This is a genomic window from Thiothrix sp. (assembly GCF_028714775.1).
In the GTDB taxonomy this organism is placed as follows: Bacteria; Pseudomonadota; Gammaproteobacteria; order Thiotrichales; family Thiotrichaceae; genus Thiothrix.
The window spans coordinates 1-24,507 of sequence record NZ_JAQTLS010000022.1 but is presented as its reverse complement, the minus strand read 5'-3'; the positions used below and the strand labels follow the sequence as shown (position 1 = coordinate 24,507).

Here is a 24,507-nt window from a genome sequence, read left to right as displayed (position 1 = left end):
GTATCTTTTGTTAACTCGTGCCGATCCCTGTTACGCCAACGCAGGCAATTCCACCGCAAACACCGTGCCGCCGCCGTCTCTGGCTTGGCAAACCACGCTGCCGCCGTGACGGGTGGCAATTTGCTTGACCAGACTTAAGCCTAAACCCCAGCCGCCTTGCGCTTCGCCGTGCCCGGCGGGGCGATAGAAGGGTTCAAAAACGTGGGCTTGCGCGGCGGGGGGAATGCCTGCGCCGCGATCCAATACTTGCAGGGTAACGCTGTCGGCAGCGGGGCTAAAAAGTCGCGCGATGACATCCCCGCCGCCGTGCCGTCGCGCATTTTCTAGCAAGTTACGGATTAAACGGCGTAGTAAACGCTCATCGCCCATGACTTGTAAGGTTTGGGCTTCGCAATCGGCAGCCACTCGCGCACATTCTTCCACCAGCAAGGCGGCGAGGTCGACGGGCTGGCTTTCGAGCGGAATTTCCAAAGTATCCAAACGGCTGGCGAGCAGGATTTCTTCCACCAATTGGTTGAGTTCGCGCATGTCTTGGCGCATCGCAGTGACGGCGGGCGTGTTTTCAAGGTGTTGCTGTTCGGCAAGCATGGCGAGGCTCATTTGCATCCGCGCCAGTGGCGAACGCAATTCGTGCGAGGCATTTGCCAGCAATTGGCGGTGTCCGGCAAGCAGGGCTTGGATGCGGGCGGCGGATTGGTTGAAACTGCTGGCGAGTACCGCGACTTCATCGCAGCCTTTCACGGTCATGCGGGTTTCGAGTTTGCCTTCGCCCAAAGCTTCCACGCTTTGGCGCAATTGTTCCAAACGGTAAGTGAGGCGACGCGCAATCGGGTACGCGCCCAGCGACACCACCAACGCGGTCAACATCAGCAGCGGAATAATCGGGATGTGGGTTACGCCTTGCGCCCGCAAATGCAGCAACAAACCGGACAGTGCCGACACCAGCAACACGCTGCTGATCACCACCACGTAGATTTGCCAGAACAGCCGTTTGCGCAGACGGTGGAAACGGCGCGGCTCTTCCACGCTTTCAACATGCTGCAAGTAATGCTGGTGCAAGTGTTCGCGCATCGCTTGCGCACCGTGGTTGGCTGGGCAGTGGCGTTTAAATTTCATAAGGTATCATCGCTGTCTTGCGCACGGGCGAACACATAACCTGCGCCGCGCAGGGTCAGGATGCGGCGCGGATGCTTGGGGTTGTCTTCAATCGCGGCGCGTAAGCGTGAAATATGCACATCAATCGAACGGTCGAAGGCTTCCAACGGTTCGCCTTTCACCATGTCCATGAGTTGGTCGCGGCTCAATACCCGTCCGGCGCGTTCCGCCATTGCCACGAGCAGGTCGAATTGGTAACTGGTGACTTCGCGCACTTGTCCATCGACGCGGATTTCACGGGCTTCGCGGTCGATTTCCAAACGTCCGAAACGCAATACGGGGACATGCGCAGCATCGCGTGTGCCACGGCGTAAAATCGCTTTGATGCGGGCGCGTAATTCACGTGGTTCAAACGGTTTGGGTAAGTAATCATCCGCACCTATTTCTAGGCCGATAATGCGGTCGGTGGCATCGCCGCGTGCAGTGAGCATCAGGATCGGGATTTGCGCGGTATTGCCAACGCGTAAGGTGCGGCACAAATCCAAGCCATCTGCATCGGGCAGCATCAAATCCAGAATAATCAACGCCCAATGCCCTTGCGCGGCGAGTTGCAAGCCGCTTTTTCCGGTGTGGGCGCACGTCACCGCATAACCCGCTTCGGCGAGGTATTGCACCAGCATTTGGCTTAAGCGCACATCGTCGTCAATCAATAGCAAAGGGTCTGGCATGATTCCTCCCAGGCATTTCTCCAACAAGCAAAGCGTTACCCCATCGGAGTAACGCCGCCTTTTGTGTCACAAGCGTGTGACTATAGTGCTTGAGAATCCCGATTAATGCAGCAAATTAACCGCTTTGGCGCGTTGGTCGGGGGTTGCGGCAATGCCATCCAGCACCATGCTTAATGGCAGTTGTTGCACTTGCCCATTGTAGGCTTGCGTCACGCTGGGCTGTTCCATGTGCCCCATGCGCAGGTGTCCATCGTGGTGATGGCTGCAACCTTTGCCCGCTAAAAAGCTCAGTAAGGCAATGATGATCACGCCGAATAGCGCTTTTCGCTTGCAGCAATGTTTGCCGTGCCAGTCACCTTTTTCACCACCAAACGGGCGGCATTTGCTCCAACGGCAAGCGCCAAACGGTTTGCTGTCTTGCGCGTTATTCTCAGGGGTTTCAACGGTGTTCGCGGTGGTTTCGCTGGTTTCCGTGGTTTTGGTTTCGTCAGTCATGAGATGTACTCCATTCAAAATCAGTTACTTGGTTTTCGTCAACCAGTGTGTGATCTGGTATGGGTACATCATGCGCGGCGGGCATTGCTGGAATGTGGCGCGAATGTAAAGTTTTGTGAAGTGCTGGGCGGTGCGCAAGCCAACTGCACACTATAATCGAACTAGCCGGAGGATCATCATGCCTGAACCCAACCACAGCCGCATCCGCGCTTTCGCCACTCCCGATGATTTCTGGAACTGGCTGGAAGCCAACCACGCCAGCGAGCCAGAGCTGTGGCTGAAGATTTACAAGAAAGCCTCCGGTCAACCCAGCGTTGACTGGAACGAAGCCGTGATCGAAGCCCTCTGCTGGGGCTGGATCGACGGGGTAAAGAAGTCGCTGGACGATCAAGCATTCCTGCAACGTTTCACCCCGCGCCGCGCTGGTAGCAACTGGTCAAAGCGCAACCGCGAACACGTCGAACGTCTGCTCACCGCAGGACGGATGCAGCCACCCGGCATGATTCATGTGGAAGCTGCGCAAGCCGATGGGCGTTGGGAAGCCGCCTATGCCCCCGCCAGCGAAATGACTCTGCCGGATGATTTCATGGCAGCACTAGCGGAACGCCCCGTTGCCCAAGCGTTTTTCACCACCCTGACTAAGCAGAGCCGTTACGCGATTGCCTACCGGCTGCAAACCGCCAAGAAACCGGAGACGCGGCAGAAGCGGTTTGATCAGTATCTCGACATGTTGGAGAAGGGTGAAACCTTGTATTGAGGCAGAGCAATTGCCTTGCAGCAAGCCCGCGAATTTCTGGAACAATACCAGCTCTAACAAATAGATAACCACCAAAGGAGACCATCATGAAAATCAACGTTGAAACCACCAACGCGGCTCCAATCGAGCGCGTCAGGGGCTTCGATGCCGAGCAGACGCATTCCATTGAGCAACAGCAAGGCTGGCAAGCCATTCTCAACAACTTCAAGCGCCACGTTGAGGCGAAGGAAGAATATCATGCCTAGCACTGTCAAACTGCATCGCGTAATGCGTGCACCACCGGAACGGATTTACCGCGCCTTCCTTGACCCTGACGCCATGGTCAAGTGGTTGCCGCCACACGGCTTCACCGGCAAAGTACATCATCTGGATGCCAGCGTTGGCGGTACATTCAAAATGTCGTTCACCAATTTCTCTACCGGCTCAACCCATTCATTCGGTGGGGAATATCTTGAACTGATACCAAACGAACGTATCTGCCACTCCGACATATTCGACGACCCAAATTTAGCGGGGGGAATGCGTAATACCATCACCTTGAAACCGATATTCTGCGGCACGGAAGTCAACATCGTCCAAGAAGGCATACCGGATGCCATTCCAACGGAAGCCTGTTACCTAGGTTGGCAGGAATCGCTGACCCTGCTTGCACAGCTTGTCGAAGCAGCCATTCCAGATGAATGAAACACGACTGGCCTGATGCTGCCAGTAGGGGAGCGCTAGGCTATACTTTTACAACACACCAAAGGAGCAACATCATGAAAAATAACCCTATCGGCTGGTTTGAAATCTATGTGCAAGACATGGAACGCGCCAAAGCCTTTTACGAAGCCGTCTTTGATGGCAAGTTGGAAAACTTGGACGGCTCTGACGCAATGTGCGAGCCGGACGCTTCCTCTCCACCCATGGAATATTGGACTTTCCCCATGTCGTATGAAAATTACGGCGCAGCGGGCGCATTGGTGAAAATGGAAGGAGTCCCCTCCGGCGGCAACACCACCGTAGTGTATTTCCATTGTCTGGATTGCGCGGTGGAAGCCGCCCGCGCTGCGGAAAACGGTGGCAGTATTTTCAAGGAAAAAATGTCCATCGGTAAAAATGGTTTCATGGCCTTGGTGCTCGATACCGAAGGCAACATGATCGGCCTGCACTCGATGGCGTAAAGGCGTTTTCCGTGCGCCGAGCCGACGACTTGATGGGGCGAAACTCAAGGTTGTTTTAGCTTTTCCTCGTTAAGGCGGTTGGCTTGCAAGTACGCTGGGCGGGCATAAAGCCGTGCCACATACGCCTCGAACACCGGGTATTTTTCAATCGTGCCGAACAGCATTCCCCAGCCGAGATGCGAGCCGACATACACATCGGCGGCGGTGAATTGTTCGCCGCAGAGATAGGTCGTGTTGGCAAGCGCCTGTTCCAGCGTGTCGATGGTTTTCTCATAGCTGCCGAAACCGACAAAAGCGTATTTGCCCTCAGGGATTTGCCAGCCAAGGGATTTGGCGGTAACGGCTTGTTCCAACGGCCCTGCCGCAAAAAACAGCCAGCGGAAATACGCTGCTCGTGCCGGGTCATTGGCGGGTGGGATCAGGTTTTTTTCCGGGAAACGGTCGGCGAGGTAAGCGCAAATCGCGGCAGTTTCCGTCACCAAGGCAGTGCCGTGTTGCAAGGCAGGCACTTTACCCATCGGATTGACCGCGATGTATTCCGGCGCTCGCATGGTGGTGGCGTAATCCAGCCATACGGTTTCGTAGGGTTCGGCGATTTCTTCCAGCATCCAGTGGGCGATGCGTCCGCGTGATTGCGGGTTGGTGTAAAAAGTCAGTTTTGTCATGATGGCACGCTCCATTGTTGTTGAGATTTACAAACAGTATAGCTGCCATGCCCTTATCCTTTTAGTGCTACGGCGTGATACCATTACTACCTATGAAAGAACGTATCCAAAAACTCCTCTCCCGTGCTGGGTATGGCTCACGCCGTGAAATCGAACGTCTGGTTGAAGCAGGCGAAATCCTCGTGAACGGGCGTCGTGCCGAAGTCGGTCAAGCCATTGACGAGCGTGACCAAGTGACCCTGCGTGGGCAACGCCTCTACCTCGAATCGCGCTTGCACGCCACGCCGAGAGTGCTGATGTACAACAAGCCCGCAGGCGAAGTTTGCACCATGAGCGACACGGAAGGCCGCGCCACGGTTTTCGATAGTTTGCCTGACATCCGCGCCGGACGCTGGATCATGGTCGGTCGCCTCGACATCAACACCGACGGTTTGCTGCTGTTCACCACCGATGGCGAACTTGCCAACAAGCTGATGCACCCCTCTTCCGAAGTCGAGCGCGAATACGCCTGCCGCGTGTTGGGGCAAGTCGATAACGAAATGCTGATCCGCCTGCAAGAAGGGGTGGAACTCGAAGACGGCAAAGCCAATTTCCTGCGCATTAAAGACGCAGGTGGTGAAGGTGCAAACCACTGGTATCACGTGGTGCTCGCCGAAGGCCGCAACCGTGAAGTGCGCCGTTTGTGGGAATCGCAAGGTGTGAAAGTCAGTCGCCTGATCCGCATCCGCTACGGCAATATCGAGCTGCCGCGTTACCTGCGCACCGGGCATCACAAGGAACTCGAAGTCAGGGAACTGCGCAAGCTATACGGCTTGGTCAATATGACTTTCGATGACGGTTCCGATTTCAAGCCCGCCGCCCGCCCTAGCCAGCAACGGGCAGGCAGCAATGCCGCAGCGCGTCCGGCTCCACCCCCGCGTCCGCGCAGTGGGTCAGCCAGAACGACAGGCAGGCCAACTAGGGAACGATAGGCAGGCAAACGCCCGGAATCCGTCCGAACCCCACCAAATGCCGTGCCCAATAGCCATTTAAGGGGCTGGTGGTGACACGTTTTCCGGGGCGCGGGGAATGGATGAACTGACCATTCCCTAGATAAATGCCCACATGCCCTATGCGCCGCCCACGGGTTTGGAAGAAAACCAAATCGCCTTTGCGGGCAGCTTTTCTGGAAACTTTAGACGCCACACGGTATTGGGCAGCCGCTGTGCGTGGAATTTGCACGCCTCCCGCCCGTTTGTAGGCATATTGGGTGAGGCCGCTGCAATCAAACCCCGTCGAAGGGCTTGCCCCACCGCGCCGATACAGCTTGCCTTGCTGCTGTTTGATGTTCCAAACCACTTTTTTGCCGGAAGCGCGTTTAGCTTTCAGGCGTTTGCTGGCAACACGCTGGCGCTGCGCCTTGTGTGCCGTGCGGTGTTTGCTGGCAACGTGCGTCACTTTGGCTTTGTGTGACGCCGCCTGAACCGTGTCCGGGGTAAAGCCAAGCAATAAAACGGCTAAGAATCCTGTCAGGAAATACCCAAACAGGGACATTTTGCGACTGCTGCACATCGGTCAGCCCTCTTGAAAAAATGGATAATTTAGGTGGCAGACCCGACCGAGGCCAGATACCCCGGCGGGCGTATCGCCACCACACACACTACTTTAGTGCAAAGTCGCCCCTGATTGTCGTATAGCCCGTATTCAAAACTCGGAGTGCTGCGGTTACGCCGCGCCAAATCTGCGCGGATTTCTGCTTCCTTTTCCGCCGGGAAATCGAAACGCAATTCCATGTCGGTAATGCCGGGGCGCACAAAATCCACGCTCAAATGCCGCGTCCACACATGGTAAGTGGGGAACACTTTCGAGCACGCCAGCGGCGCTATCGGGTCAGCGAGTGATGCCTGAAAGCCGCCAAACATGCTGCCGCCCATATTGCGCGAAATCCATGTCAGCGGTAAGCGGATACGGATGTGCCGCCATTCGTTTTCCAGCGCCAGCACCTTGATACGTAGCATCCACCACGGCGGATACAGTTCCAAACGGCGACCTTCCGGGAGGAATTTTAGCCATTGGCGCGAGAATTTAACAACGTTAAAGCCCATTAGTTTACCAACTCGTGCAACAAAGCGGCGTGCCGCTGGGTTTGCCGCGCCAGCCGCAAGCGTTCACTGCGGAAAATGCAAACCAATTCTTCCAACGCGGTGTCAAATTGGTCATTGATGACCACGTAATCGTATTCGGGGTAATGCGAAATTTCATTTTGCGCATCACGCATCCGCCGCTGGATGGTTTCCGCGCTGTCTTGCCCGCGCCCGTGCAGGCGTTCGCTCAAGGCGGTCGTGCTGGGGGGTAGGATGAAAATGCTGGTCACGCCTTGCGCCCGTTCACGGACTTGCTGTGCGCCTTGCCAGTCGATTTCGAGGATCACATCTTTGCCGGTTTCCAATTGCGCATTTACCGACAGGCGTGATGTGCCGTAATAGTTATCGAACACTTGCGCGTATTCGAGGAAATTGCCATCGGCGACTTGCTGGCGGAACGTTTCCACCGGGGTGAAGTGGTAATGCACGCCGTCCTGTTCGCCGGGGCGCGGCTGGCGGGTGGTGTGCGAAACGGAAACGGCGACATCCGCCAGCCGTTCGCGCAAAGCGTTAAGTAGACTGGATTTGCCCGCGCCGGAAGGGGCGGAAACAATATAAAGTTGGCCTATACTGGTGTTCATCTGAAAATCCGCCCCGATTGCTTACAAATATGCGATTATAAGCGTCGGGACGCTATAGTTGAAATGCACGGATGCGAGCTGTCAACGATTGAGGTGTATGTATGATTCAGGTTATTTCCATACCTGCTTTTACGGACAATTACATTTGGCTAATTACCAACGAAGAGCGCAAGTACGCAGCACTGGTTGACCCCGGCGATGCGCAGCCCGCGCTGGACGAATTGCAGCGACGTAACATGCAGCCCATTGCCATCCTGATTACACACCATCACCGCGACCACGTGGGTGGCATCGAAAAGTTTCTGGAAGCCTATCCGGGCTTACCCGTTTATGGGCCAGCCAGCGAACACATTCCGGGCATGACCCGCGCCTTGGGCGAAGGCCAGTCGGTAACGTTGGAAGAGCTGGGTTTGCATTTTGAGGTGTTGGATACGCCGGGGCATACGGCAGGGCACATTGCTTACTACGGCGAAGGCAGCTTGTTCTGCGGTGATACCTTGTTCGGTAACGGTTGCGGGCGCGTGTTTGATGGCACGTTGGATGCCCTGCACGAATCCCTGCAACGCCTTGCCCGCTTGCCGACAGAAACGCTGGTGTACTGCACCCACGAATACACCGTCGATAACATCGGTTTCGCCAAATGGGTCGAGCCGGACAATGCCGCTTTAGCAGTACGCTTGCAGGAATGCTGGGACTTGCTGGATTCAGGCCGCGCTACCGTACCGTTTGAACTGGGGCTGGAGTTTGACACCAACCCGTTCTTGCGTACCCACATCCCCGAAGTCATCGCCAAGGCCGAAGAAATCGCTGGGCGTGAAACCCATACCTCCGCCGATGTTTTTGCTGTGCTGCGTATTTGGAAAGATACCGAATACGATTAGAGCTTGATGAAATGCTCGCGGTAGTATTTGAGTTCGTCGATGGAGTCGTGGATGTCACTCATCGCCAAGTGCAATGACTCTTTCTTGAAACCTGACGCTAACCCCGGTTTCCAGCGGTTGGCGAGTTCTTTTAAGGTGCTGACATCCAGATTGCGGTAATGGAAAAACTTTTCCAATTCCGGCATATGTTTGGCAAGGAAACGCCGGTCTTGGCAAATGCTGTTGCCGCACATCGGCGATGCACCTGCGGGGAGGTATTGGCGCAGGAATTCCAAAGTGGCTTGTTCAGCCTGTCGTTCGGTGCATTCGCTGGCTTTGACGCGGGCAACCAAACCGGAGCCGCCGTGTTGTTTTTGGTTCCAGTCGTCCATTTTCGCCAAGGTTTCATGCGCTTGATGGATTGCCAGTACTGGGCCTTCCGCCAATATATTCAAATCCTTGTCGGTGACGAGGGTGGCGATTTCGATAATGACATCGTTGAAGCTGTCCAACCCGGTCATTTCCAAGTCGATCCAGATTAGATTTTCCTTATTTACACTCATATATTTTGCTGCTTGCGTTACACTTGCTTAAACTTTGAAGAATCCGAAATACTACCAGAAATGCCATGCAAACATTTACTTACATTTTTCTCACTTTCCTGTTCGCCTCCACCTTGGTGCAACTGTATTTGTCCTTGCGCCAGAAACAGCACGTCAGCACCCACCGCAGTGCCGTTCCCGCCCCGTTTGCCGATAAGGTGACGCTGGAGGAGCACCAAAAAGCTGCTGATTACACGCTGGCAAAAGGTGCGTTTGGGCGGATCGAAGTACTGATTGGCCTTGTCATCCTGCTGGTGTGGACGCTCGGTGGTGGGCTGGACTGGTTGGATGCGCAATGGCGCAGTGTCGGTTGGAGTGGGTTGTATACCGGGGCGGCGGTAGTGGTCAGTATGCTGGTGATTTCCAGCCTGATCGACATCCCTTCTGCGCTGTACCGCAGCTTTGTGTTGGAAGAGCGTTTCGGTTTCAACAAGATGACGCCGGTCACTTTTGCCACGGATTTGCTGAAAACCACCGCGCTGTCACTGTTGATTGGCGTGCCCTTGGTCATGCTGATTTTGTGGCTGATGGAATCTGCGGGGGCGTATTGGTGGTTGTATGCGTGGGCGGCGCTGACTGCGTTTTCCCTGCTGATGACGTGGGCTTACCCCAAATTTATTGCGCCGTTGTTCAATAAGTTTAATCCCTTGGAAGAGGGCGAAGTGGCTGACCGTTTGAATGCGCTACTGGCACGTACTGGCTTTAACAGCAAGGGCGTGTTTGTGATGGATGGTTCGCGCCGTTCTGCCCACGGCAATGCGTATTTCACCGGCTTTGGTAAAAACAAGCGCATCGTGTTTTTCGACACCTTGCTGAAACACCTGACCCCGGCGCAAGTGGAAGCGGTGTTGGCGCACGAGTTGGGGCATTTCAAACGTAAGCACATCGTTAAGGGGATGTTGCTGTCGATGAGCATGACGCTGGCAGGTTTTGCAGCGGTGGCGTGGTTGATGCAGCAAGAATGGTTCTATACTTCCTTGGGTGTCACCCATGCCTCGACCTACATGGCTTTGCTGTTGTTTGTGCTGGTCAGCCCGGCGTTTACTTTCTTCATTGGCCCGTTGATGGCTTGGTGGTCACGTAAGCACGAATTTGAGGCCGATGCCTTCGCTGCGGAACAATCAAGCAGTGCGGAACTGATTACCGCCCTTGTCGGTCTTTACAGGGAGAATGCGAGTACTTTGACGCCTGATCCATGGTATTCGGCATTTTATGATTCGCATCCGCCAGCAGCGATACGGATTGCGCATTTACAACAACAACCCTGAAAGAGTAGTGAAATGAAAGCTGTAATGATTCTCTGTAGTGGCTTGCTCCTCATGCAAGTAGCTTATGCTGGGGGCGACCCCGCCAATGGGCAAAAGCTGTTTGAGACATCCAAATGTTTGAAGTGCCACGGCACGGAAGTGTTCACCCGTCCTGACCGGAAAGTGGCTGATCTTGCCGCACTGGAAAGTCAGGTCAGGCGCTGTGATGCAAACTTGGACACGAACTGGTTTGATGACGAAGTGCTGGATGTCGTCGCCTATTTGAACCAAACGTATTACAAATTCCCGTAATACGTGGGCAAACCGGGTGTTTTCCGTCACAATGGACGGATGACGGAAAACACTATCCTTACTCCCCCTTCTTCCGGCATTGGGCAGGTAATTACCCGCTTTGGTGCTGATCTGCTGGTCGAAACCGACCATTCTGAACTATTACGCTGTACCACGCGCCGTAAACTGGAAGTTGCCTGTGGCGACCGTGTGCAATGGGAACGCCAAGCGCAAGGCAATGCCGCTGTTACCCGCCTATTGCCGCGCCGCAATGTGCTGGAACGTCCCGATTTCCGGGGAAAAGCCCGCGCCATTGCCGCCAATATCGACTTACTGATTGTGGTGACGAGTTGGCAACCTGCGCCCGTGTGGGAAATGCTTGACCGTTACCTGATTGCTGCCCGCCGTTTACCCGCCGATGTCTTGCTGGTGATGAACAAGGCTGACCTGCGTGCCAGCCACGCCAGTGCGGAAGCGGAAAACTGTTTGGCAGAATACGTCAAGATCGGCTACCCGATACTGCATGTATCCGCCGACCATCAGGAAGGGATCGGTGAAATTCTCGCAGCCATCCAAGGCCGTACCGCGATTGTGGTGGGGCAATCTGGGGTGGGGAAATCGTCGATTGCGATCCAGTTATTGCCTGATGAAGTCATCCGGGTCGGGACGATTTCGGAAACTGGGGAAGGGCGGCATACCACCACGTCAGCTACGCTTTACCGTTTGCCGTCCGGTGGAGCCTTGATTGATTCGCCGGGAGTGCGTGATTTTGGGCTGGTAGGGCTGGATTTTGCGACTTTGCAGGCGGGGTTCCCTGAATTTTCACCGTATTTGGGGGAATGCCGTTTTAATAACTGCACCCATAACCATGAGCCGGGTTGTGCAATCAAAGCGGCGGCGCAAGCAGGGGCTATACCACCCCGGCGCTTTGCGCGTTATTTGAGTTTATTAGCAAGCCTTTGAGTTAAGTGCTTGTTGCATGGCTTGTTTGCGGCGCACTTGCTGGCGTAATTGTTCGGAACAGTATTCCTGATAGCACAGTACGCTACCCATCTGAAACAAGAGCAGGCCAGCGCAAATGCAGACGGCAAGAAATGCCCAGTTGATCGCTTGTCCTGCCAGAAGGTGCGTAATAAGGTCGGCAGCACCAACGCCGAAAAATAGCCATACCGGAACCCAGCGCATTTTGCATAGGACGTGGAATATGAAGCCGGTTACAGGTTGGCTGTTTTTGTCATTATAAAAATACATCGAATTGGTCTCATCTACTTAGCTGCTAAGTGGGGGCTAAGTTACTATCCCCAGCGCGGGCGGCTAATCTAAGCCAGCGATACCCCCAATGCAAGCCTAATCCACTGAAATCCGACCGTTGGACATAGGTAGTTACCCTATGTTTGCGGTAGAATATGCACATGTTAAGTGCATTCCACTTGCGCCGTTTACATCGGCTTTCTTTGAGTGCGGCAATTTTCGTGGTTGCGGTCGGAGGGATGGTTTTGCTCGGCTGGTGGGGTAGCCTGCCGATGTTTTACCGCTTGACGGGTGGGTTGCCGCAGGTCGAGCCGACTTCCGCCGTGGCTTTTATGCTGACCGGGGCGGCACTGTATTTCCTCCAACCCATTACAATTTCACCTTTGCGCCGTGACCTTGGTTGGGTGTTGGCAGTGCTGGGATGCTTGTTGGGTTTCTTAACGCTGTTGGAATACGCTCATTGGTTGCCGAATAAGTGGCTTGAAGGTTTATTGGCTGACTTTTTGCCGTGTTCCCCGCCTGACCTGAAAATGTCGCCCCACACCGCATTAATATTTACCCTGACGAATATCGCACTGCTGTTACTTGGTTCTAACCGGGGGGCTTTGGTTCGGCTGACGCAATGGTCAGCGTTTCTGGGGGTGATGGCGTTGGTAGGGGTGTTTCTGGGGTATGCCTACGGCGAAGATGTGTTTTTTAACCTGTTTGGGCAGAAAGGCATGGCTTTGCACGCGGCAACGACCTTTACGGTGCTGGGTTGGGGGATTGTGTTGGCGCGTCCAGAGCAGGGTTTTTTCAGGATCGTGGCGGCAGATACGGCGGGTGGGGCATTGTCGCGGCGTGGGCTGTTCCTGATCGCGTTGTTCCCGATTTTGCTGGGTTGGCTACCGTTGTTGCTGGCATCCATGGCTTTAACTCATCGGGAAGTGGAATCGGTGCTGGCAACGCTGCTGGTGTTCATTGCGGTGGTGATCATGATTCGGTTAGCTTACCGCTTGCATGAGCAGGAATTGCAATATCGGCAGGTGCAAGAAGATGTGCGTCAGCACCAGACGGAGTTGGCGCATGTGTCGCGCTTGAATACGATGGGGGAAATGGCTTCCGGCCTTGCCCACGAACTCAATCAGCCGTTGGCGGCGGTGGCAAATTATGCCGGGGCGTGCCAGCGAATGATCCAAAGTGGGCAAACTCCCGAACGCTTGCTTGAACCCTTGGCGGGCATTCAGAAACAGGCATTGCGGGCATCGGAAATTATCCGCCGCTTGCGGGCGTTTGTGCGCAAACAACAGCCGCAAAAACTGCGTGTCAGTTTGGATGGAGTTATCCACGATGCTTTGCTGTTGGTTAAACATCAGGCAAACCGCATGGATGTGCCTCTATTGTTGGAAGTGCGGCAGGGTTTGCCCCCGGTGGCGGTGGATGCCATCCAGATTGAACAGGTTATCTTGAATATCGTGCAAAACAGCATCGACGCCATGCAGGTAACACCCAGCCATTTACGCCAGATATTGCTTCGCGCTTTCGTGAATACGGACGGGCTGTTGCAAGTGGATGTGCGCGATACTGGGCCGGGCATGGATGATGAACTCAAAACCAAAGTGTTCGATGCCTTTGTGACCACCAAAGGGGATCGCGGCATGGGTATCGGTTTGGCGTTATGCCGTTCGATCATCGAAGCGCACGGCGGGCGCTTGTGGGTGGAATCAGGGGTAGGGAAGGGAACGACGTTTTCTTTCACCTTGCCGGTGGACTAAAACGCCGCCCCCTTTGCGGTTTACTTGCGTACACCTTCAATCGCCAGAATCATTTCCACTTCCTTGGAAGCTGGCCCCAAGTCTTTTTCAATGCCGAAATCAGCCAGTGCAAACTTGGTGCTGCCTTCAAAACCCCGGCGGAAACCACCCCACGGGTCGCTGCCCGCACCGATTTCTTTCACATCAATCGTCAGCGGTTTGGTCACGCCGTGCAGGGTCAGGTTGCCTTCGAGTTTGCCGCCGCTGTATTTGGTGCTGACGAATTTCGCTTCCGGGAATGCTTTCACATCGAGAAACTCGTCGCTGCTTAAGTGCTTGTCGCGCTCAGCGTGGTTGCTGTTGATGCTGGTGGTGTCGATGGTCACTTCCACTTTGGCATCTTCCGGTTTCTTTTCGTCGTAACTGAAATTACCGCTGAATTTGTCGAAACGTCCGTACAGCCAGCTATAGCCCAGATGTTTGATGCGGAATTGGATGAAAGCGTGCATCCCTTCGGTGTCGATGGTGTAATCTTCCGCGTGTGCCGCAGTGCCAGTGAACAGTCCCAGCGCGAGTAGGGAAGTAGCAATTGCTTTTTTCATGGGTGGTCTCCGTTATGCCTTGCCTAACATGCGTGTCAGGGTTTGGTCTTTCCAATAAAAGTGGTGGATGAAGGCAGCCAGCGCGTGTACGCCGACCAAGAAAATGAATAAGGTTGCCGCGATTGCGTGGATGTCGCCTGCCCAGTCAGCGCGGTCTTTATCCGCAGGCAGCAGCGCGGGTAACTCAAACAGGCCGAACACGTCAATGCCGTGGCCTTTCGCCGTCGAAATCAGGTAGCCCGTGAGCAGCAGGGCAAACAGCAAGCCGTAGATGCCCACATGCCCCAGTTTCGCCAGCAGATGGGTAATGGTTGGCGCGTCCCCATTGGCAGGCAAGGGGCGCGGTTGCGAATAAATCCACGCCAGCCGCAACAACAGTAAAGCCCCCAATACCACGCCGGTCGCTTTGTGCAGTGTCGGTAGTGTGTGGTACAGGCGGTCGTAATATTCCAAATCAACCATGTACGTGCCGACGCAATACATGCCGATCAGAGCCACCGCCATGCCCCAATGCAGCAGGATCGAAACCCAGCCGTAAGTGTGTATGGAATTGCGTATTTGCATGGTTAGTCCCTCACCGATGGCAAATCAAACAGCAGGAATTCGGCATTGGAATCCGTACTGAAATCCAGCTCCGTTTCCTCGCGTATTGCTGCCGCATCGCCCGCCTTTAAGGGCGAACCATTCAATGTTAGTGCACCGCGTGCCACATGCACATAAACAGCACAGTTTGCTGGGCGGGTGTAATGCGCTGTTTCGCCCGCCGTTAAAATGCTGGCGTACAAATTGGTGTTGGTATTCATCGTCAATGAACCATCATGCCCGTCTTCCGACACCAGCAGTTGGAGTTTGCCCCGGCGCATTTCCAGTGGGAGATTTTCCTGCGCGTAACTGGGCTGGATGCCACGTGTGTTGGGCAATAACCAGATTTGCAGTAGATGCACGATTTCTTGTGCCGAATGGTTGAATTCGGAATGTAAAATCCCGCGTCCGGCACTCATGCGCTGGATGTCACCGGGGCGTATGGTGCTGCCATTGCCGAGGTTATCTTGGTGCGACAACGCGCCTTCCATCACGTAAGTCACAATTTCCATGTCCCGATGCCCATGCATGGGAAAACCGCCCTTGGCTGCCACCCAGTCCTCATTGATCACGCGCAGTGAGGAAAAACCCATGCGTTGCGGGTCATAGTATTCCCCAAAGGAAAAACTGTGGCGGCTATCGAGCCAGTTATTTTTGAAGCTACCGCGTGAGTTGGCGGGGATAAGTTCCATCGTGCTACTCCTGATAAGGCGTTTGCTTTACATGAGTAGAATGATAGGATTTAATTAGAAATTGATAAAGGCATCAAAATTGAATTCAGCTTTAACGGATAGTTAACATGAGCCGTTTGGAATCTATGCAGAACTTTGTCGCGGTGGTGGATGCGGGTTCCATTACCGCTGCTGCTGACAAGCTCGGCTTAACCGTGGCGGCAGTCAGCAAGCGTCTGAAAATGTTGGAAACTGATCTCGGTACACGCCTGCTGACCCGCAATACCCGCCAGCTTGCCGTGACCGAAGCAGGGCAGTATTACTACCAGCATTGCCGCGAAATCCTTGAGGAAGTGGGGCGCGTCGAACAGCACTTGCAGGCGATGCAGGGCAAGCTCAGCGGTTCCTTGCGCATCAATATGCCGATGACTTATGGCAAAGTGCGGCTGACGAAACTGTTACTGCGTTTCTTGCAATACCATCCTGATATTCACCTGACCATGCAGTTGGATGACGCTTATGTGGATGCTGCCAGTGGTGATTACGATGTGGTAATCCGCGTTGGGGCGTTAGATGATTCGCGGCTGGTTGCCCGCAAGCTGGAAAACGCCTATTTGCAGGCGGTGGCATCCCCGGCTTATCTGGCGCGTTACGGTACGCCGCAAACGCCAGAGGAATTGGCAGCGCACCGCTGCTTGATTTACACCAATGTCAGCCAGCGCGAAGGCTGGACGTTTTACGATCAGGCTGGCAAACAGATCAATGTGCAGGTACGCGGGCAGTTCTGCGCCAATAACGGCGAAGTGCTCAAACAGGCGGCGGTCGCCGGGGTGGGAATTGCTTTCATGCCAGATTTTGAGCTGGAAGACGCACTGCTCACGGGAGAATTGGTGCGTATCCTGCCGGAGTATGCCGCACCGCCGATTTCAGTGTATGCGCTTTACCCCACGCGCCAGTTCCTGCCGGAAAAGACGCGGGCGGTGGTGGAGTTTTTAATCCACGAGTTACAGGTGGGGTAAATGTTGGTTAGAACTGCCAGATGCCTGCAACAAAAAATCCCTTAAATTTGATGTCCAAGTCATGCTTGCCTTCAGAAGGTGGATCGAAGTAAAGGGTTTCGTCCCGATAGCCAGCTTTCACTTCCATCGCAGGTCGTGGTGTCCAGATGACAGCGCCTTCAAGGATGGAATTGTAACCTTTGGCCTTTTCGTGGGTTGTCCCAGCCCATCCTGTCACGGTGGTGCTATTCCATGCTGGTCCGTAAGAGGCGCTGCCCTCCACGCCAACATTTCCCCGCATTGTCCGCCCGCGCAGTTTGGCGGCTAGGACATCGGTGGTCATCTTGAAATTGCCGAAATTGCCTTGTCTGGCAGCATCAGGAACTCCTGCGACCGTGTGATTATAAAATTCCTTGGTTGTTTTGGAGTGAAGATAACCTACCCCAGCGTCAAGATAGCGGGATGGCGTACCCATCCGGTAATAGCCATTGATCTCGCCGCCGATGATGTCACCGTCAATATCCACTCGGTCGGTTTCTGCTTGATCCAGATACATTTTTTGCTTGAGGATGTTCCCACTATTCAGGACGCCTTCTACGTGTATCTTGCCAAAGCTTTTTTCTGCGGAGAGTTTCAGAAAGTTGGTGTCCAGTGTGCCATGAGGCGCGTTGGAACCGGGTGCGCTGGCGGTTTCGGTATATTTTGAGCCATTTGCTGCCCAAATATCCGCTTTGACTTTGATGCCTGTGGGATCATCGGCTGCCCAGCAAGCATTTGTTGAAATAATGAATAGCGCTGACAAGGCCAGCAGAACTTGTTTTTTCATCGCTTTCGTTGATGGGGGGCTGATATTTTTCAAGGAAACATTGATTTGCTTGCTCATGACGCACTCCCTTATATTTCTAACGGCATGTATTTGTTATGAAAATAACCGAACGAAACTGCTTTTTTGTTCATCTGATTACACGGAACTACAGTTAAAGTGTAGGAGCGCTGTATTCAAAACTCAACGAAGCATAGGATGTATAAATGTGATAAATATCAGTTTATTGTGAGAATCTGTCAGGTGGAGGAAGGGCTGTTCTTTTTATTGCTGGTTGCGCATATGTTGATACATATCATTAGTGCCTGCTTATATACTGATTAAGATAGGCGACTGCTATTTGAATGGTTTCCTGTGTCATCCTCACGGGGAGCGGAGAGTGAAATGAGTTACGACGTATTATTTGATGGGTTCAGTACCGAAGAAATTTCCGCCATACTCGGTGTGTTGGTGGGGCTTGTTTTTGGTGTTTTCGCGCAACAAAGCCGTTTTTGTTTACGGGCAGCTTGCGTGGAATTTTGGCGTGGTCAGTCGGGTAAGAAATTCGCTATCTGGCTGCTGGCTTTTGGTACAGCCATGATCGGTACGCAGTATTTCATTGACGCAGGGCTTATTGATACCCGGCAAATCCGCCAGTTGAATAACGTAGGCTCAATGTCTGGTGCGATTATTGGTGGCTTATTGTTTGGTGGGGGCATGGTGTTGGCGGGTGGTTGTGCCAGCCGCCTGTTGGTGTTGTCTGCTACGGGTAATATGCGCACGATGGTGGCGGGGCTGGTTGTTACCATTGTTGCACAAGCATCGCTGCGCGGTGGGCTTTCCCCGTTACGCGAAGAAATGTCGTCTTGGTGGTTGGTTGATGGTGATTCCCGTAGCTTTGCCTATTTACTGCCATCCTACGGCGGTTTGTTGTTGGGGACGGTGTTTTTGTTGTTTGCCCTATGGTTCGCCAAACGCCATGAAGTCAATAAGTGGTGGGGTTTCGCCGCAGTCATTACAGGGCTGAGTGTGGCATTGGGTTGGTTGTTGACCAGTTGGCAGGCAGCAAATTCTTTCGACATCGTGCAGGTCAAAAGTGTGAGTTTCACGGGTTCTTCCGCAGATACGTTGATGGGGCTGATCAACCAGCCGCAGTTGCCACTGAGTTTTGACGTGGGTCTTGTTCCCGGTGTGTTTATGGGTTCGCTGTCTGCGGCATTGCTTACCCGCGAGTTCAAATGGCAGAAATTTACCGAGGACAGTGGGTTTGCGCGTTTTTTGATTGGCGCTGCTTTAATGGGTTTTGGCGGTATGTTAGCAGGTGGCTGCGCTGTGGGTGCGGGCGTAACGGGCGGGGCATTGCTGGTCATTACGGCTTGGGTCGCACTATTCAGTATGTGGATTGGGGCAGGTGTAACCGATTGGTTGGTGGATAGGAAGGCGGATGAGGCCAAGGCGGCGGCAGAAGCCGCACAGCTTGGTAACTAACATTGCGGTTGTTGGCAACCTTACGCGGTTTGCCGTTTCTGCCAAAAATAATACCCCGCCAATACCAGTAATACGAAACTCAGCACACCCGCAGTAATCAGCAGTTTATTTTCTTCAATCAGCGCTTGGTTGCCGCCGATGAAGTAGCCAAACAATGCCAATACCAGTGACCATAATCCTGCGCCGAGGATGGTATATAACGCGAATGCTGCCGGATTCATCCGTGTCAGTCCCGCAGGCAAGGAAATCAAGTGACGGATCCCCAGCACTAAGCGTCCGGTAAAGGTTGAAATCGCGCCGTGCTTGAGGAAAAAAGCATCGGTTTTGTGCAATAGGGCAGGGCGCACGAAAAAGTATTTGCCATACTTTTCCAAAAACGGGCGACCAACCCACAAGGCGAAAGCATAGTTGATGGAAGCACCCACAAGGCTACCCAAAGTGGATGCCAATACCACCAATGTTAAGTCCATTTTACCTTGGTGTGCCAACATGCCTGCCGGAATGACCACCAATTCACTCGGAATGGGCAGCACGGTTGATTCCATTGCCATCGCAATAAAGATGCCCAAGTAACCCCATGCATCCACTGTGGCTAATACCCAGCCGACAAAATCATGCAACATATCAAATCCTTGTATTACAAATGTTCGGAAGCGTAATCCGCCAAGCGTGAGCGTTCCCCGCGTTGCAAAGTCACATGCCCAGCGTGTTCCCAGCCCTTGAGGTGGTCAACCACATACGTCAGGCCAGAGGACGTTTCCGTCAGGTAAGGCGTATCAATTTGCGCGATGTTACCAAGGCAGACCACTTTTGTCCCCGGCCCTGCGCGAGTAATCAAGGTTTTCATCTGTTTAGGCGTGAGGTTTTGCGCCTCATCAATAATGATGAAACGGTTGAGGAAGGTGCGCCCGCGCATGAAGTTCAGCGACTTGATCTTGATCTTGCTCATCAGGAACTCGTCGGTGGCGTTGCGTCCCCATTTGCTGCCCGTGGTTGGCTGGGTCAGGACTTCCAAGTTATCCATCAACGCGCCCATCCACGGTGCCATTTTTTCCTCTTCCGTGCCCGGTAAGAAGCCGATGTCCTCACCAACGGGCACGGTCACGCGGGTCATGATGATTTCTTTGTAAAGCTGTTCGTCGAGCGTTTGCGCCAACGCTGCTGCCAGTGTCAGCAGCGTTTTACCCGTCCCGGCAACACCCAGCATGGTAACAATGTCGATTTCTGGATCCATCAACAGGTTGACAGCGAAGTTCTGCTCGCGGTTACGTGCAGTAATTCCCCACACTGCGTGGCGCGGCTCGGTGAAATCGCGGATGGTTTCGATCACCACATGGTCTTCCGCTTTTTGGCGCACAATGGCTTGAAACGGCTGTTCGCCCGCAATAGCAATGAATTGCCCCGGCAACCAATCGCGGATCATCGGTCCGTGCAGGCGATAAAATGTATGCCCACGCTCCTGCCACGATTCCATCACCTTGCTGTGCTGTTCCCAGAAATCCGCTGGCAACTCGTGGAAGCCTGTCGGCAACAGGTCGGTGTCATCCAGCACTTGGTCGTTGAAATAATCTTCCGCCTTCAGTCCGATGATGGTGGCCTTGATGCGCAAATTAATGTCTTTGGAAACCAGAATCACATCCCGCTCGGGGTACTTGTCCTGCAAGCTGAGTGCCACCGTCAGGATGGTATTGTCCGGCGAATCCCCCGGCAAGTTCGGCGGTAATTTCTGGTTCAGTGCTTCCGTTTGGAACAGCAGCTTGCCGCTCGCCCCGCCTTTGCCATTGGTTTTGAGCCAATCGCTAGCCAGTGAAATGCCTTCGCGGATGCCTTCCACCCTCGCGTCGGAAATCAAATCATCCATAAAACGGCTGACTTGGCGCACATTGCGGGCAACTTCGGAAACACCTTTCTTGCCGCGATCCAACTCCTCCAGCACCACCATCGGTAGGAAAATGTCATGTTCCTGAAAACGGAACAGCGCCGTCGGATCGTGCATTAACACATTGGTATCAAGCACAAACAGGCGTTTTTCATGGCTATGCTGGGTGTGTACCGGGCTCATAATGTTTCCTTGATAGTTCTTTAGGCGGTTTAGGATAGCGCTTGGGCTGCCTCCAGCACGCTGGCTACATGATTTTTGACAGAAACCTTACGCCATTCATTGCGCAGGATGCCCTGTTTGTCAATCAAGAACGTACTGCGTTCGATCCCCCGCACCTGTTTGCCATACATATTTTTCAGCTTGATGACATCGAACAGGTTGCACAGTGCTTCATCAGCATCGCTCAGCAATTCAAACGGGAATGCCTGTTTCGCCTTGAAATTCTCGTGCGACTTCAGGCTATCGCGGGAAATGCCGAATATTTCCGTGCCTGCTGCCAGAAATTGCGCATGGTTATCGCGGAAATCTTGGCCTTCTGTTGTGCAGCCGGGTGTGCTGTCCTTGGGGTAAAAATAAAGGACAACGTTGGCCTTGTCCTTAAAATCGGATAGCCGGAAGGTTTTGCCAGAAGTCGCTGCAACCGTAAAGTCTGCCAGCGGGTTGCCAATCGTCGGGATAGTCATGCGTTTCTCCTATTTCAGGGTAGAGTGTAATGCTTGTGTTTCATTAACCGCGCCAGTAGTATGCTGTCAAATTATTTTTTGGAGGATCGCATGTTTCGCGGCAGTATGGTGGCAATCATCACCCCAATGACAGCACTGGGGGCGGTTGATGAAGCGGCATTGGAAGCATTGGTAGCCTTCCATCTTGAAAACGGCACGGACGCTATCGTGGCAGTGGGTACGACCGGCGAATCGGCAACCTTGAATTACAAGGAACACCGCCATGTCATGAAACGTGTGATTGAGCTGGTCGCGGGCAAGATTCCCGTGATTGCAGGCACAGGTTCCAACAGTACGGCAGAAGCCATTGAAATGACGGAAATCGCCATGCAAGATGGTGCTGATGCCTGTCTTTTGGTAACGCCGTACTATAATAAGCCTACTCAGGAAGGCTTATACCAGCATTATAAAGCGATTGCCGAACGGGTTGCCATTCCGCAAATCCTTTATAACGTGCCGGGGCGTACTGCCTGTGACCTGTTACCGGAAACGGTCGAACGCTTGTCGGGCATTTCCAATATTGTTGGTATCAAGGAAGCCACGGGTAATCTGGAGCGAGCCAGAGACATTATGAACCGTTGTGGCGACCGCATGGATGTTTACAGTGGTGACGATGCTACCGCGATGGAGTTGATCCTGGTGGGTGGCAAAGGTGACATTTCAGTTACCGCGAATGTCGCACCGCGAGCCATGCATGAAATGTGTGCTGCTGCATTGGCAGGCGATCGGGAAACCGCTGCCCGCATCAATGCGACGCTGGAAGACTTGCATAAAGATTTGTTCCTTGAACCCAATCCAATCCCGGTCAAATGGGCATTGGCAAAGATGGGTTACGGGGATGTGCAAGGTATCCGTTTGCCGCTTGTACCGCTTTCAGATGCGGTTCAGCCGAAAGTGCTGGCGGCGATGCGTAAAGCAGGAATAGAGTGTATTAGTTAATAAAACGGTATATACAATGAACCCCATGAATATCCGCCATTTGTCATCCGCCATCCTGATCGCTAGCTCAGTGTTGGTTTTGTCAGCCTGCCAATCCCTTGATTTTGATGTGGGCGATCGAATTGACTATAAGAACAACAAAAGTATCAACGCACTTGAAGTTCCCCCTGACCTGAGTGCGCCTGATTACGACCCGACCTATTCTGCTATGCCGGGTGGTTCGGTCAGTGCCAGCGCTTTGGCGCGTGGTGAGGCGCGGCATAACAGCCGCGCTGTCCTGCCAGTGAATGCAGGTATCCAGCTCATGAGTAATGGCAATGTCCGTTGGTTGCAGGTCAACGCCCCGGCAGACGCCGTGTGGCCAAAGCTGCAAGAATTCTGGCGTGTCATGGGTGTGGACATCAAGCGTGATGAGCCGCGTGTTGGCATCATGGAAACCGATTGGGCTGAAAACAAAGCTGAAATCCCGCTCGACTTCATTCGCAAAGCCTTGGGTAAAGCGTTTGAAGGCATGTATGACGCCGGTAGCCGTGACCGTTTCAAAATCCGTTTAGAGCGCCCATCTGCGGGGGCGACGAATGTTTACCTCAGTCACGAGCGTGCCGAAGAGCATGTGAGCGGTACGGGTACGAAGTGGGAATACAAGCCTTCCAAGCCGGAATTGGAAGGCGAAATGCTTAATCGCCTGATGATCTTCATGCAGGGTGGTGATGCAAGCCGAAATGCTGCGCCAATTCCAGAAGCCAGCTTGACTTCCGTGCCTGTGGCGATGACCCAATTGGAAGGTGGCTATCCTGCCTTGATGGTTGGTGGTGGTGCAAATGATGTATGGGTTCGTACCGGCGTCATGCTGGGGCGCATCGGTTTGAGCATTGAAGACCAGCAGCGTGGCAAGGGTGTCTACGTTGCCACTTACCAAGGCGATACAGATCGCGGTGAAAAGCAAGGCTTCTTCACCCGTATGTTCAAGTCTGACCGTGATGTCATGAAGATTGGTAGCCACTACCAAGTCATGATTGCCGATGCGGGCAACCGTAGTGTCATTACCATCGGTGATGTGGATGGTACGCCATTGAAAGCAGGTGCTGCACAAAGCATCTTGGAACGTTTGAAGTCTGAATTCGAGCGCTAATGCTGCGTTTCGCCTCGCTGGGGAGTGGCAGCAAAGGCAATGGAACCTTGATAGAATCCGGCAATACCCGGATTCTTCTTGATTGCGGTTTTTCCTTGGGAGAAACCGAATTGCGGCTCCATCGCTTAGGTTGTCCTCCTCAGTCGCTGACGGCGATCCTTGTTACACATGAACACGGCGATCACGCATCCGGTGTCGGTCGCCTTTCCCGTCGTTATAACCTTCCTGTCTGGCTAACTGTTGGCACGTATCATGCGATGCGTGACACCCGCTTTGCCCAAACCCATTACATTAACGTCCATCAAGAGTTGGCTATCAACGATCTGCATGTTGCGCCCTTTCCTGTGCCGCATGATGCCCGTGAACCCTGTCAGTTTGTTTTCAGTGATGGTGCTCGCCGCTTGGGAATCCTGACGGATACGGGAAGCTATACCCCGCTTATTGTCCAAATGTTGCAGCGCCTTGATGCTTTGATGTTGGAGTGTAACTACGACGCCCAAATGCTTGCGGATGGCCCTTATCCGCCTTCTTTGAAGTCGCGGGTGGCTGGGCGCTATGGTCATTTCGACAATCGGCAGTCCAGTGAACTGCTGCGGCAGCTTGATTTGAGTGGCTTGCAACACCTGATTGGTATGCATTTGAGCGAAAATAACAACCTGCCTGCCTATGCACACAAGGCTTTATGTGCGGGGGCGGATTGTGAGCAAAACTGGATTCAGCTTGCAGATCAACAGGATGGAATTGGGTGGTGTGAATTGTGTTAACTAATTTCATAAAAGTGTTGACGACCCCTGTGTGGTCTGTATAATGCGCAACTTCTTCAGGGGCAAACGCCGCTGAAACGGGAGGGAAATCAAGCACTTAGTGCAAAATCCCTTCCCAGTGGGTCGAAAAAGTTTTTAGAAAAAGTGCTTGACACCTGATACTGAAAACTTATAAGATTCGCCCTCTTTCACAGCCCCAGAGGTTGTGCGATGTTTAAAAAGAGAAGCCAGAAAACTTGTGTGGGGGCTTGTGGTAAGTGCAATAGGCACAGAAGCAAGCAACCCAAGAAGTTCACGTTAATACGTAATTTCGATGGATTGCTCTTCAATTTCA

At 53.5% G+C, this 24,507-nt stretch carries 31 protein-coding genes; 15 read left to right on the top strand and 16 right to left on the bottom strand.

The annotated features are described in order from the left end of the window. Positions 1-30: 30 nt before the first annotated feature. From PHE17_RS17345 to PHE17_RS17335, 3 genes are all read right to left on the bottom strand, one after another. Positions 31-1,116, bottom strand: a complete 1,086-nt coding sequence (locus tag PHE17_RS17345) for a HAMP domain-containing sensor histidine kinase (RefSeq protein ID WP_301017168.1) — start codon at positions 1,114-1,116, stop codon at positions 31-33. Then, the gene (locus PHE17_RS17340) at positions 1,113-1,823 is read right to left on the bottom strand and encodes a response regulator transcription factor (protein WP_301017167.1); all 711 of its coding nucleotides are present in this window, start codon (positions 1,821-1,823) and stop codon (positions 1,113-1,115) included. Before PHE17_RS17340 ends, PHE17_RS17345 begins: the two co-directional genes overlap by 4 nt. Before the next feature lie 102 nt (positions 1,824-1,925). Continuing rightward, positions 1,926-2,318, bottom strand: a complete 393-nt coding sequence (locus PHE17_RS17335) for a hypothetical protein (protein ID WP_301017166.1) — start codon at positions 2,316-2,318, stop codon at positions 1,926-1,928. A gap of 178 nt (positions 2,319-2,496) precedes the next feature. Here PHE17_RS17335 and PHE17_RS17330 point away from each other — a divergent pair, with 178 nt between their 5' ends. The 4 genes from PHE17_RS17330 (at position 2,497) to PHE17_RS17315 (ending at position 4,238) form a co-directional block, all read left to right on the top strand. Next, positions 2,497-3,075: a YdeI/OmpD-associated family protein gene (locus tag PHE17_RS17330; protein WP_301017165.1), complete on the top strand. Its 579-nt coding sequence runs from the start codon at positions 2,497-2,499 to the stop codon at positions 3,073-3,075. An 86-nt stretch (positions 3,076-3,161) separates the two neighbouring features. Continuing rightward, positions 3,162-3,320, top strand: a complete 159-nt coding sequence (locus PHE17_RS17325; protein WP_301017164.1) for a hypothetical protein — start codon at positions 3,162-3,164, stop codon at positions 3,318-3,320. Next, complete coding sequence (locus PHE17_RS17320) at positions 3,313-3,759, top strand: SRPBCC family protein (RefSeq protein WP_301017163.1); 447 nt, start codon at positions 3,313-3,315, stop codon at positions 3,757-3,759. Before PHE17_RS17325 ends, PHE17_RS17320 begins: the two co-directional genes overlap by 8 nt. 74 nt (positions 3,760-3,833) lie before the next feature. Beyond that, the gene (locus PHE17_RS17315) at positions 3,834-4,238 is read left to right on the top strand and encodes a VOC family protein (protein ID WP_301017162.1); all 405 of its coding nucleotides are present in this window, start codon (positions 3,834-3,836) and stop codon (positions 4,236-4,238) included. 44 nt (positions 4,239-4,282) lie between these two features. On the opposite strand, the gene PHE17_RS17310 is transcribed toward PHE17_RS17315, so the two are convergent. Next, positions 4,283-4,903: a glutathione S-transferase family protein gene (locus PHE17_RS17310; protein WP_301017161.1), complete on the bottom strand. Its 621-nt coding sequence runs from the start codon at positions 4,901-4,903 to the stop codon at positions 4,283-4,285. Positions 4,904-4,995: 92 nt separating this feature from the next. Here PHE17_RS17310 and rluB point away from each other — a divergent pair, with 92 nt between their 5' ends. Next, positions 4,996-5,874, top strand: coding sequence for a 23S rRNA pseudouridine(2605) synthase RluB (rluB, locus tag PHE17_RS17305; RefSeq protein WP_301017160.1), 879 nt, complete (start codon positions 4,996-4,998; stop codon positions 5,872-5,874). Here the strand turns inward: rluB and PHE17_RS17300 are convergent. Genes PHE17_RS17300 through gmk form a run of 3 tightly spaced genes read right to left on the bottom strand, consistent with a single transcriptional unit; the run spans position 5,861 to position 7,607 of the window. Beyond that, positions 5,861-6,436, bottom strand: a complete 576-nt coding sequence (locus tag PHE17_RS17300; protein ID WP_301017159.1) for a C40 family peptidase — start codon at positions 6,434-6,436, stop codon at positions 5,861-5,863. The two genes, rluB and PHE17_RS17300, sit on opposite strands and share 14 nt — an antisense overlap. Positions 6,437-6,483: 47 nt before the next feature. Next, on the bottom strand, positions 6,484-6,987 hold the full coding sequence (locus PHE17_RS17295) for a PaaI family thioesterase (protein ID WP_301017158.1): 504 nt from the start codon (positions 6,985-6,987) through the stop codon (positions 6,484-6,486). Further along, positions 6,987-7,607, bottom strand: coding sequence for a guanylate kinase (gmk, locus tag PHE17_RS17290; RefSeq protein WP_301017157.1), 621 nt, complete (start codon positions 7,605-7,607; stop codon positions 6,987-6,989). The genes PHE17_RS17295 and gmk overlap by 1 nt, the downstream gene beginning before the upstream one ends. 101 nt (positions 7,608-7,708) lie before the next feature. On the opposite strand from gmk, the gene gloB reads away from it, so the two are divergent. Next, the gene (gloB, locus tag PHE17_RS17285) at positions 7,709-8,488 is read left to right on the top strand and encodes a hydroxyacylglutathione hydrolase (protein ID WP_301017156.1); all 780 of its coding nucleotides are present in this window, start codon (positions 7,709-7,711) and stop codon (positions 8,486-8,488) included. Here the strand turns inward: gloB and orn are convergent. Then, the gene (gene orn, locus PHE17_RS17280) at positions 8,485-9,030 is read right to left on the bottom strand and encodes an oligoribonuclease (RefSeq protein ID WP_301017155.1); all 546 of its coding nucleotides are present in this window, start codon (positions 9,028-9,030) and stop codon (positions 8,485-8,487) included. The genes gloB and orn overlap by 4 nt on opposite strands. 65 nt (positions 9,031-9,095) lie before the next feature. On the opposite strand from orn, the gene PHE17_RS17275 reads away from it, so the two are divergent. Genes PHE17_RS17275 through rsgA form a run of 3 tightly spaced genes read left to right on the top strand, consistent with a single transcriptional unit; the run spans position 9,096 to position 11,570 of the window. Then, complete coding sequence (locus tag PHE17_RS17275) at positions 9,096-10,337, top strand: M48 family metallopeptidase (protein WP_301017154.1); 1,242 nt, start codon at positions 9,096-9,098, stop codon at positions 10,335-10,337. A gap of 12 nt (positions 10,338-10,349) precedes the next feature. After that, entirely contained in the window at positions 10,350-10,628 is a 279-nt protein-coding gene (locus tag PHE17_RS17270; RefSeq protein ID WP_301017153.1) for a hypothetical protein, read from the top strand. A 39-nt stretch (positions 10,629-10,667) separates the two neighbouring features. Next, positions 10,668-11,570, top strand: coding sequence for a ribosome small subunit-dependent GTPase A (gene rsgA / locus PHE17_RS17265; protein ID WP_301017152.1), 903 nt, complete (start codon positions 10,668-10,670; stop codon positions 11,568-11,570). Here the strand turns inward: rsgA and PHE17_RS17260 are convergent. Continuing rightward, the gene (locus PHE17_RS17260; protein WP_301017151.1) at positions 11,556-11,858 is read right to left on the bottom strand and encodes a hypothetical protein; all 303 of its coding nucleotides are present in this window, start codon (positions 11,856-11,858) and stop codon (positions 11,556-11,558) included. The two genes, rsgA and PHE17_RS17260, sit on opposite strands and share 15 nt — an antisense overlap. Positions 11,859-12,019: 161 nt before the next feature. Between PHE17_RS17260 and PHE17_RS17255 the strand changes: the two genes are divergently transcribed. Beyond that, positions 12,020-13,612, top strand: coding sequence for an ATP-binding protein (locus PHE17_RS17255; RefSeq protein ID WP_301017150.1), 1,593 nt, complete (start codon positions 12,020-12,022; stop codon positions 13,610-13,612). A 20-nt stretch (positions 13,613-13,632) separates the two neighbouring features. Here PHE17_RS17255 and PHE17_RS17250 read toward each other — a convergent pair whose 3' ends face one another. From PHE17_RS17250 to PHE17_RS17240, 3 genes are read right to left on the bottom strand one after another with little or no spacing between them, the layout of a single operon-like run. Next, complete coding sequence (locus PHE17_RS17250; RefSeq protein ID WP_301017149.1) at positions 13,633-14,193, bottom strand: YceI family protein; 561 nt, start codon at positions 14,191-14,193, stop codon at positions 13,633-13,635. A 12-nt stretch (positions 14,194-14,205) separates the two neighbouring features. After that, positions 14,206-14,757: a cytochrome b gene (locus PHE17_RS17245; RefSeq protein WP_301017148.1), complete on the bottom strand. Its 552-nt coding sequence runs from the start codon at positions 14,755-14,757 to the stop codon at positions 14,206-14,208. A 2-nt stretch (positions 14,758-14,759) separates the two neighbouring features. Beyond that, positions 14,760-15,467 (bottom strand): pirin family protein, encoded by a 708-nt coding sequence (locus PHE17_RS17240; RefSeq protein ID WP_301017147.1) that lies wholly within the window; start codon positions 15,465-15,467, stop codon positions 14,760-14,762. A gap of 107 nt (positions 15,468-15,574) precedes the next feature. Between PHE17_RS17240 and PHE17_RS17235 the strand changes: the two genes are divergently transcribed. Next, positions 15,575-16,465, top strand: a complete 891-nt coding sequence (locus tag PHE17_RS17235; RefSeq protein WP_301017146.1) for a LysR family transcriptional regulator — start codon at positions 15,575-15,577, stop codon at positions 16,463-16,465. A gap of 7 nt (positions 16,466-16,472) precedes the next feature. Here the strand turns inward: PHE17_RS17235 and PHE17_RS17230 are convergent, their stop codons facing one another. Continuing rightward, positions 16,473-17,327, bottom strand: coding sequence for a hypothetical protein (locus PHE17_RS17230; RefSeq protein WP_301017145.1), 855 nt, complete (start codon positions 17,325-17,327; stop codon positions 16,473-16,475). Positions 17,328-17,651: 324 nt separating this feature from the next. Here PHE17_RS17230 and PHE17_RS17225 point away from each other — a divergent pair, with 324 nt between their 5' ends. Continuing rightward, positions 17,652-18,734, top strand: a complete 1,083-nt coding sequence (locus tag PHE17_RS17225) for a YeeE/YedE family protein (protein WP_301017144.1) — start codon at positions 17,652-17,654, stop codon at positions 18,732-18,734. A 20-nt stretch (positions 18,735-18,754) separates the two neighbouring features. On the opposite strand, the gene PHE17_RS17220 is transcribed toward PHE17_RS17225, so the two are convergent. From PHE17_RS17220 to PHE17_RS17210, 3 genes are read right to left on the bottom strand one after another with little or no spacing between them, the layout of a single operon-like run. Beyond that, the gene (locus PHE17_RS17220; RefSeq protein WP_301017143.1) at positions 18,755-19,357 is read right to left on the bottom strand and encodes a DedA family protein; all 603 of its coding nucleotides are present in this window, start codon (positions 19,355-19,357) and stop codon (positions 18,755-18,757) included. A gap of 14 nt (positions 19,358-19,371) precedes the next feature. Then, positions 19,372-20,796, bottom strand: a complete 1,425-nt coding sequence (locus PHE17_RS17215; RefSeq protein WP_301017142.1) for a PhoH family protein — start codon at positions 20,794-20,796, stop codon at positions 19,372-19,374. A gap of 29 nt (positions 20,797-20,825) precedes the next feature. Beyond that, positions 20,826-21,299, bottom strand: a complete 474-nt coding sequence (locus tag PHE17_RS17210; protein WP_301017141.1) for a peroxiredoxin — start codon at positions 21,297-21,299, stop codon at positions 20,826-20,828. 90 nt (positions 21,300-21,389) lie between these two features. Here PHE17_RS17210 and dapA point away from each other — a divergent pair, with 90 nt between their 5' ends. Genes dapA through PHE17_RS17195 form a run of 3 tightly spaced genes read left to right on the top strand, consistent with a single transcriptional unit; the run spans position 21,390 to position 24,173 of the window. Beyond that, positions 21,390-22,277, top strand: a complete 888-nt coding sequence (gene dapA / locus PHE17_RS17205; RefSeq protein ID WP_301017140.1) for a 4-hydroxy-tetrahydrodipicolinate synthase — start codon at positions 21,390-21,392, stop codon at positions 22,275-22,277. 16 nt (positions 22,278-22,293) lie between these two features. Then, the gene (bamC, locus tag PHE17_RS17200; RefSeq protein ID WP_301017139.1) at positions 22,294-23,409 is read left to right on the top strand and encodes an outer membrane protein assembly factor BamC; all 1,116 of its coding nucleotides are present in this window, start codon (positions 22,294-22,296) and stop codon (positions 23,407-23,409) included. Next, complete coding sequence (locus PHE17_RS17195) at positions 23,409-24,173, top strand: MBL fold metallo-hydrolase (protein WP_301017138.1); 765 nt, start codon at positions 23,409-23,411, stop codon at positions 24,171-24,173. Before bamC ends, PHE17_RS17195 begins: the two co-directional genes overlap by 1 nt. The last annotated feature ends 334 nt before the right edge of the window (positions 24,174-24,507 follow it).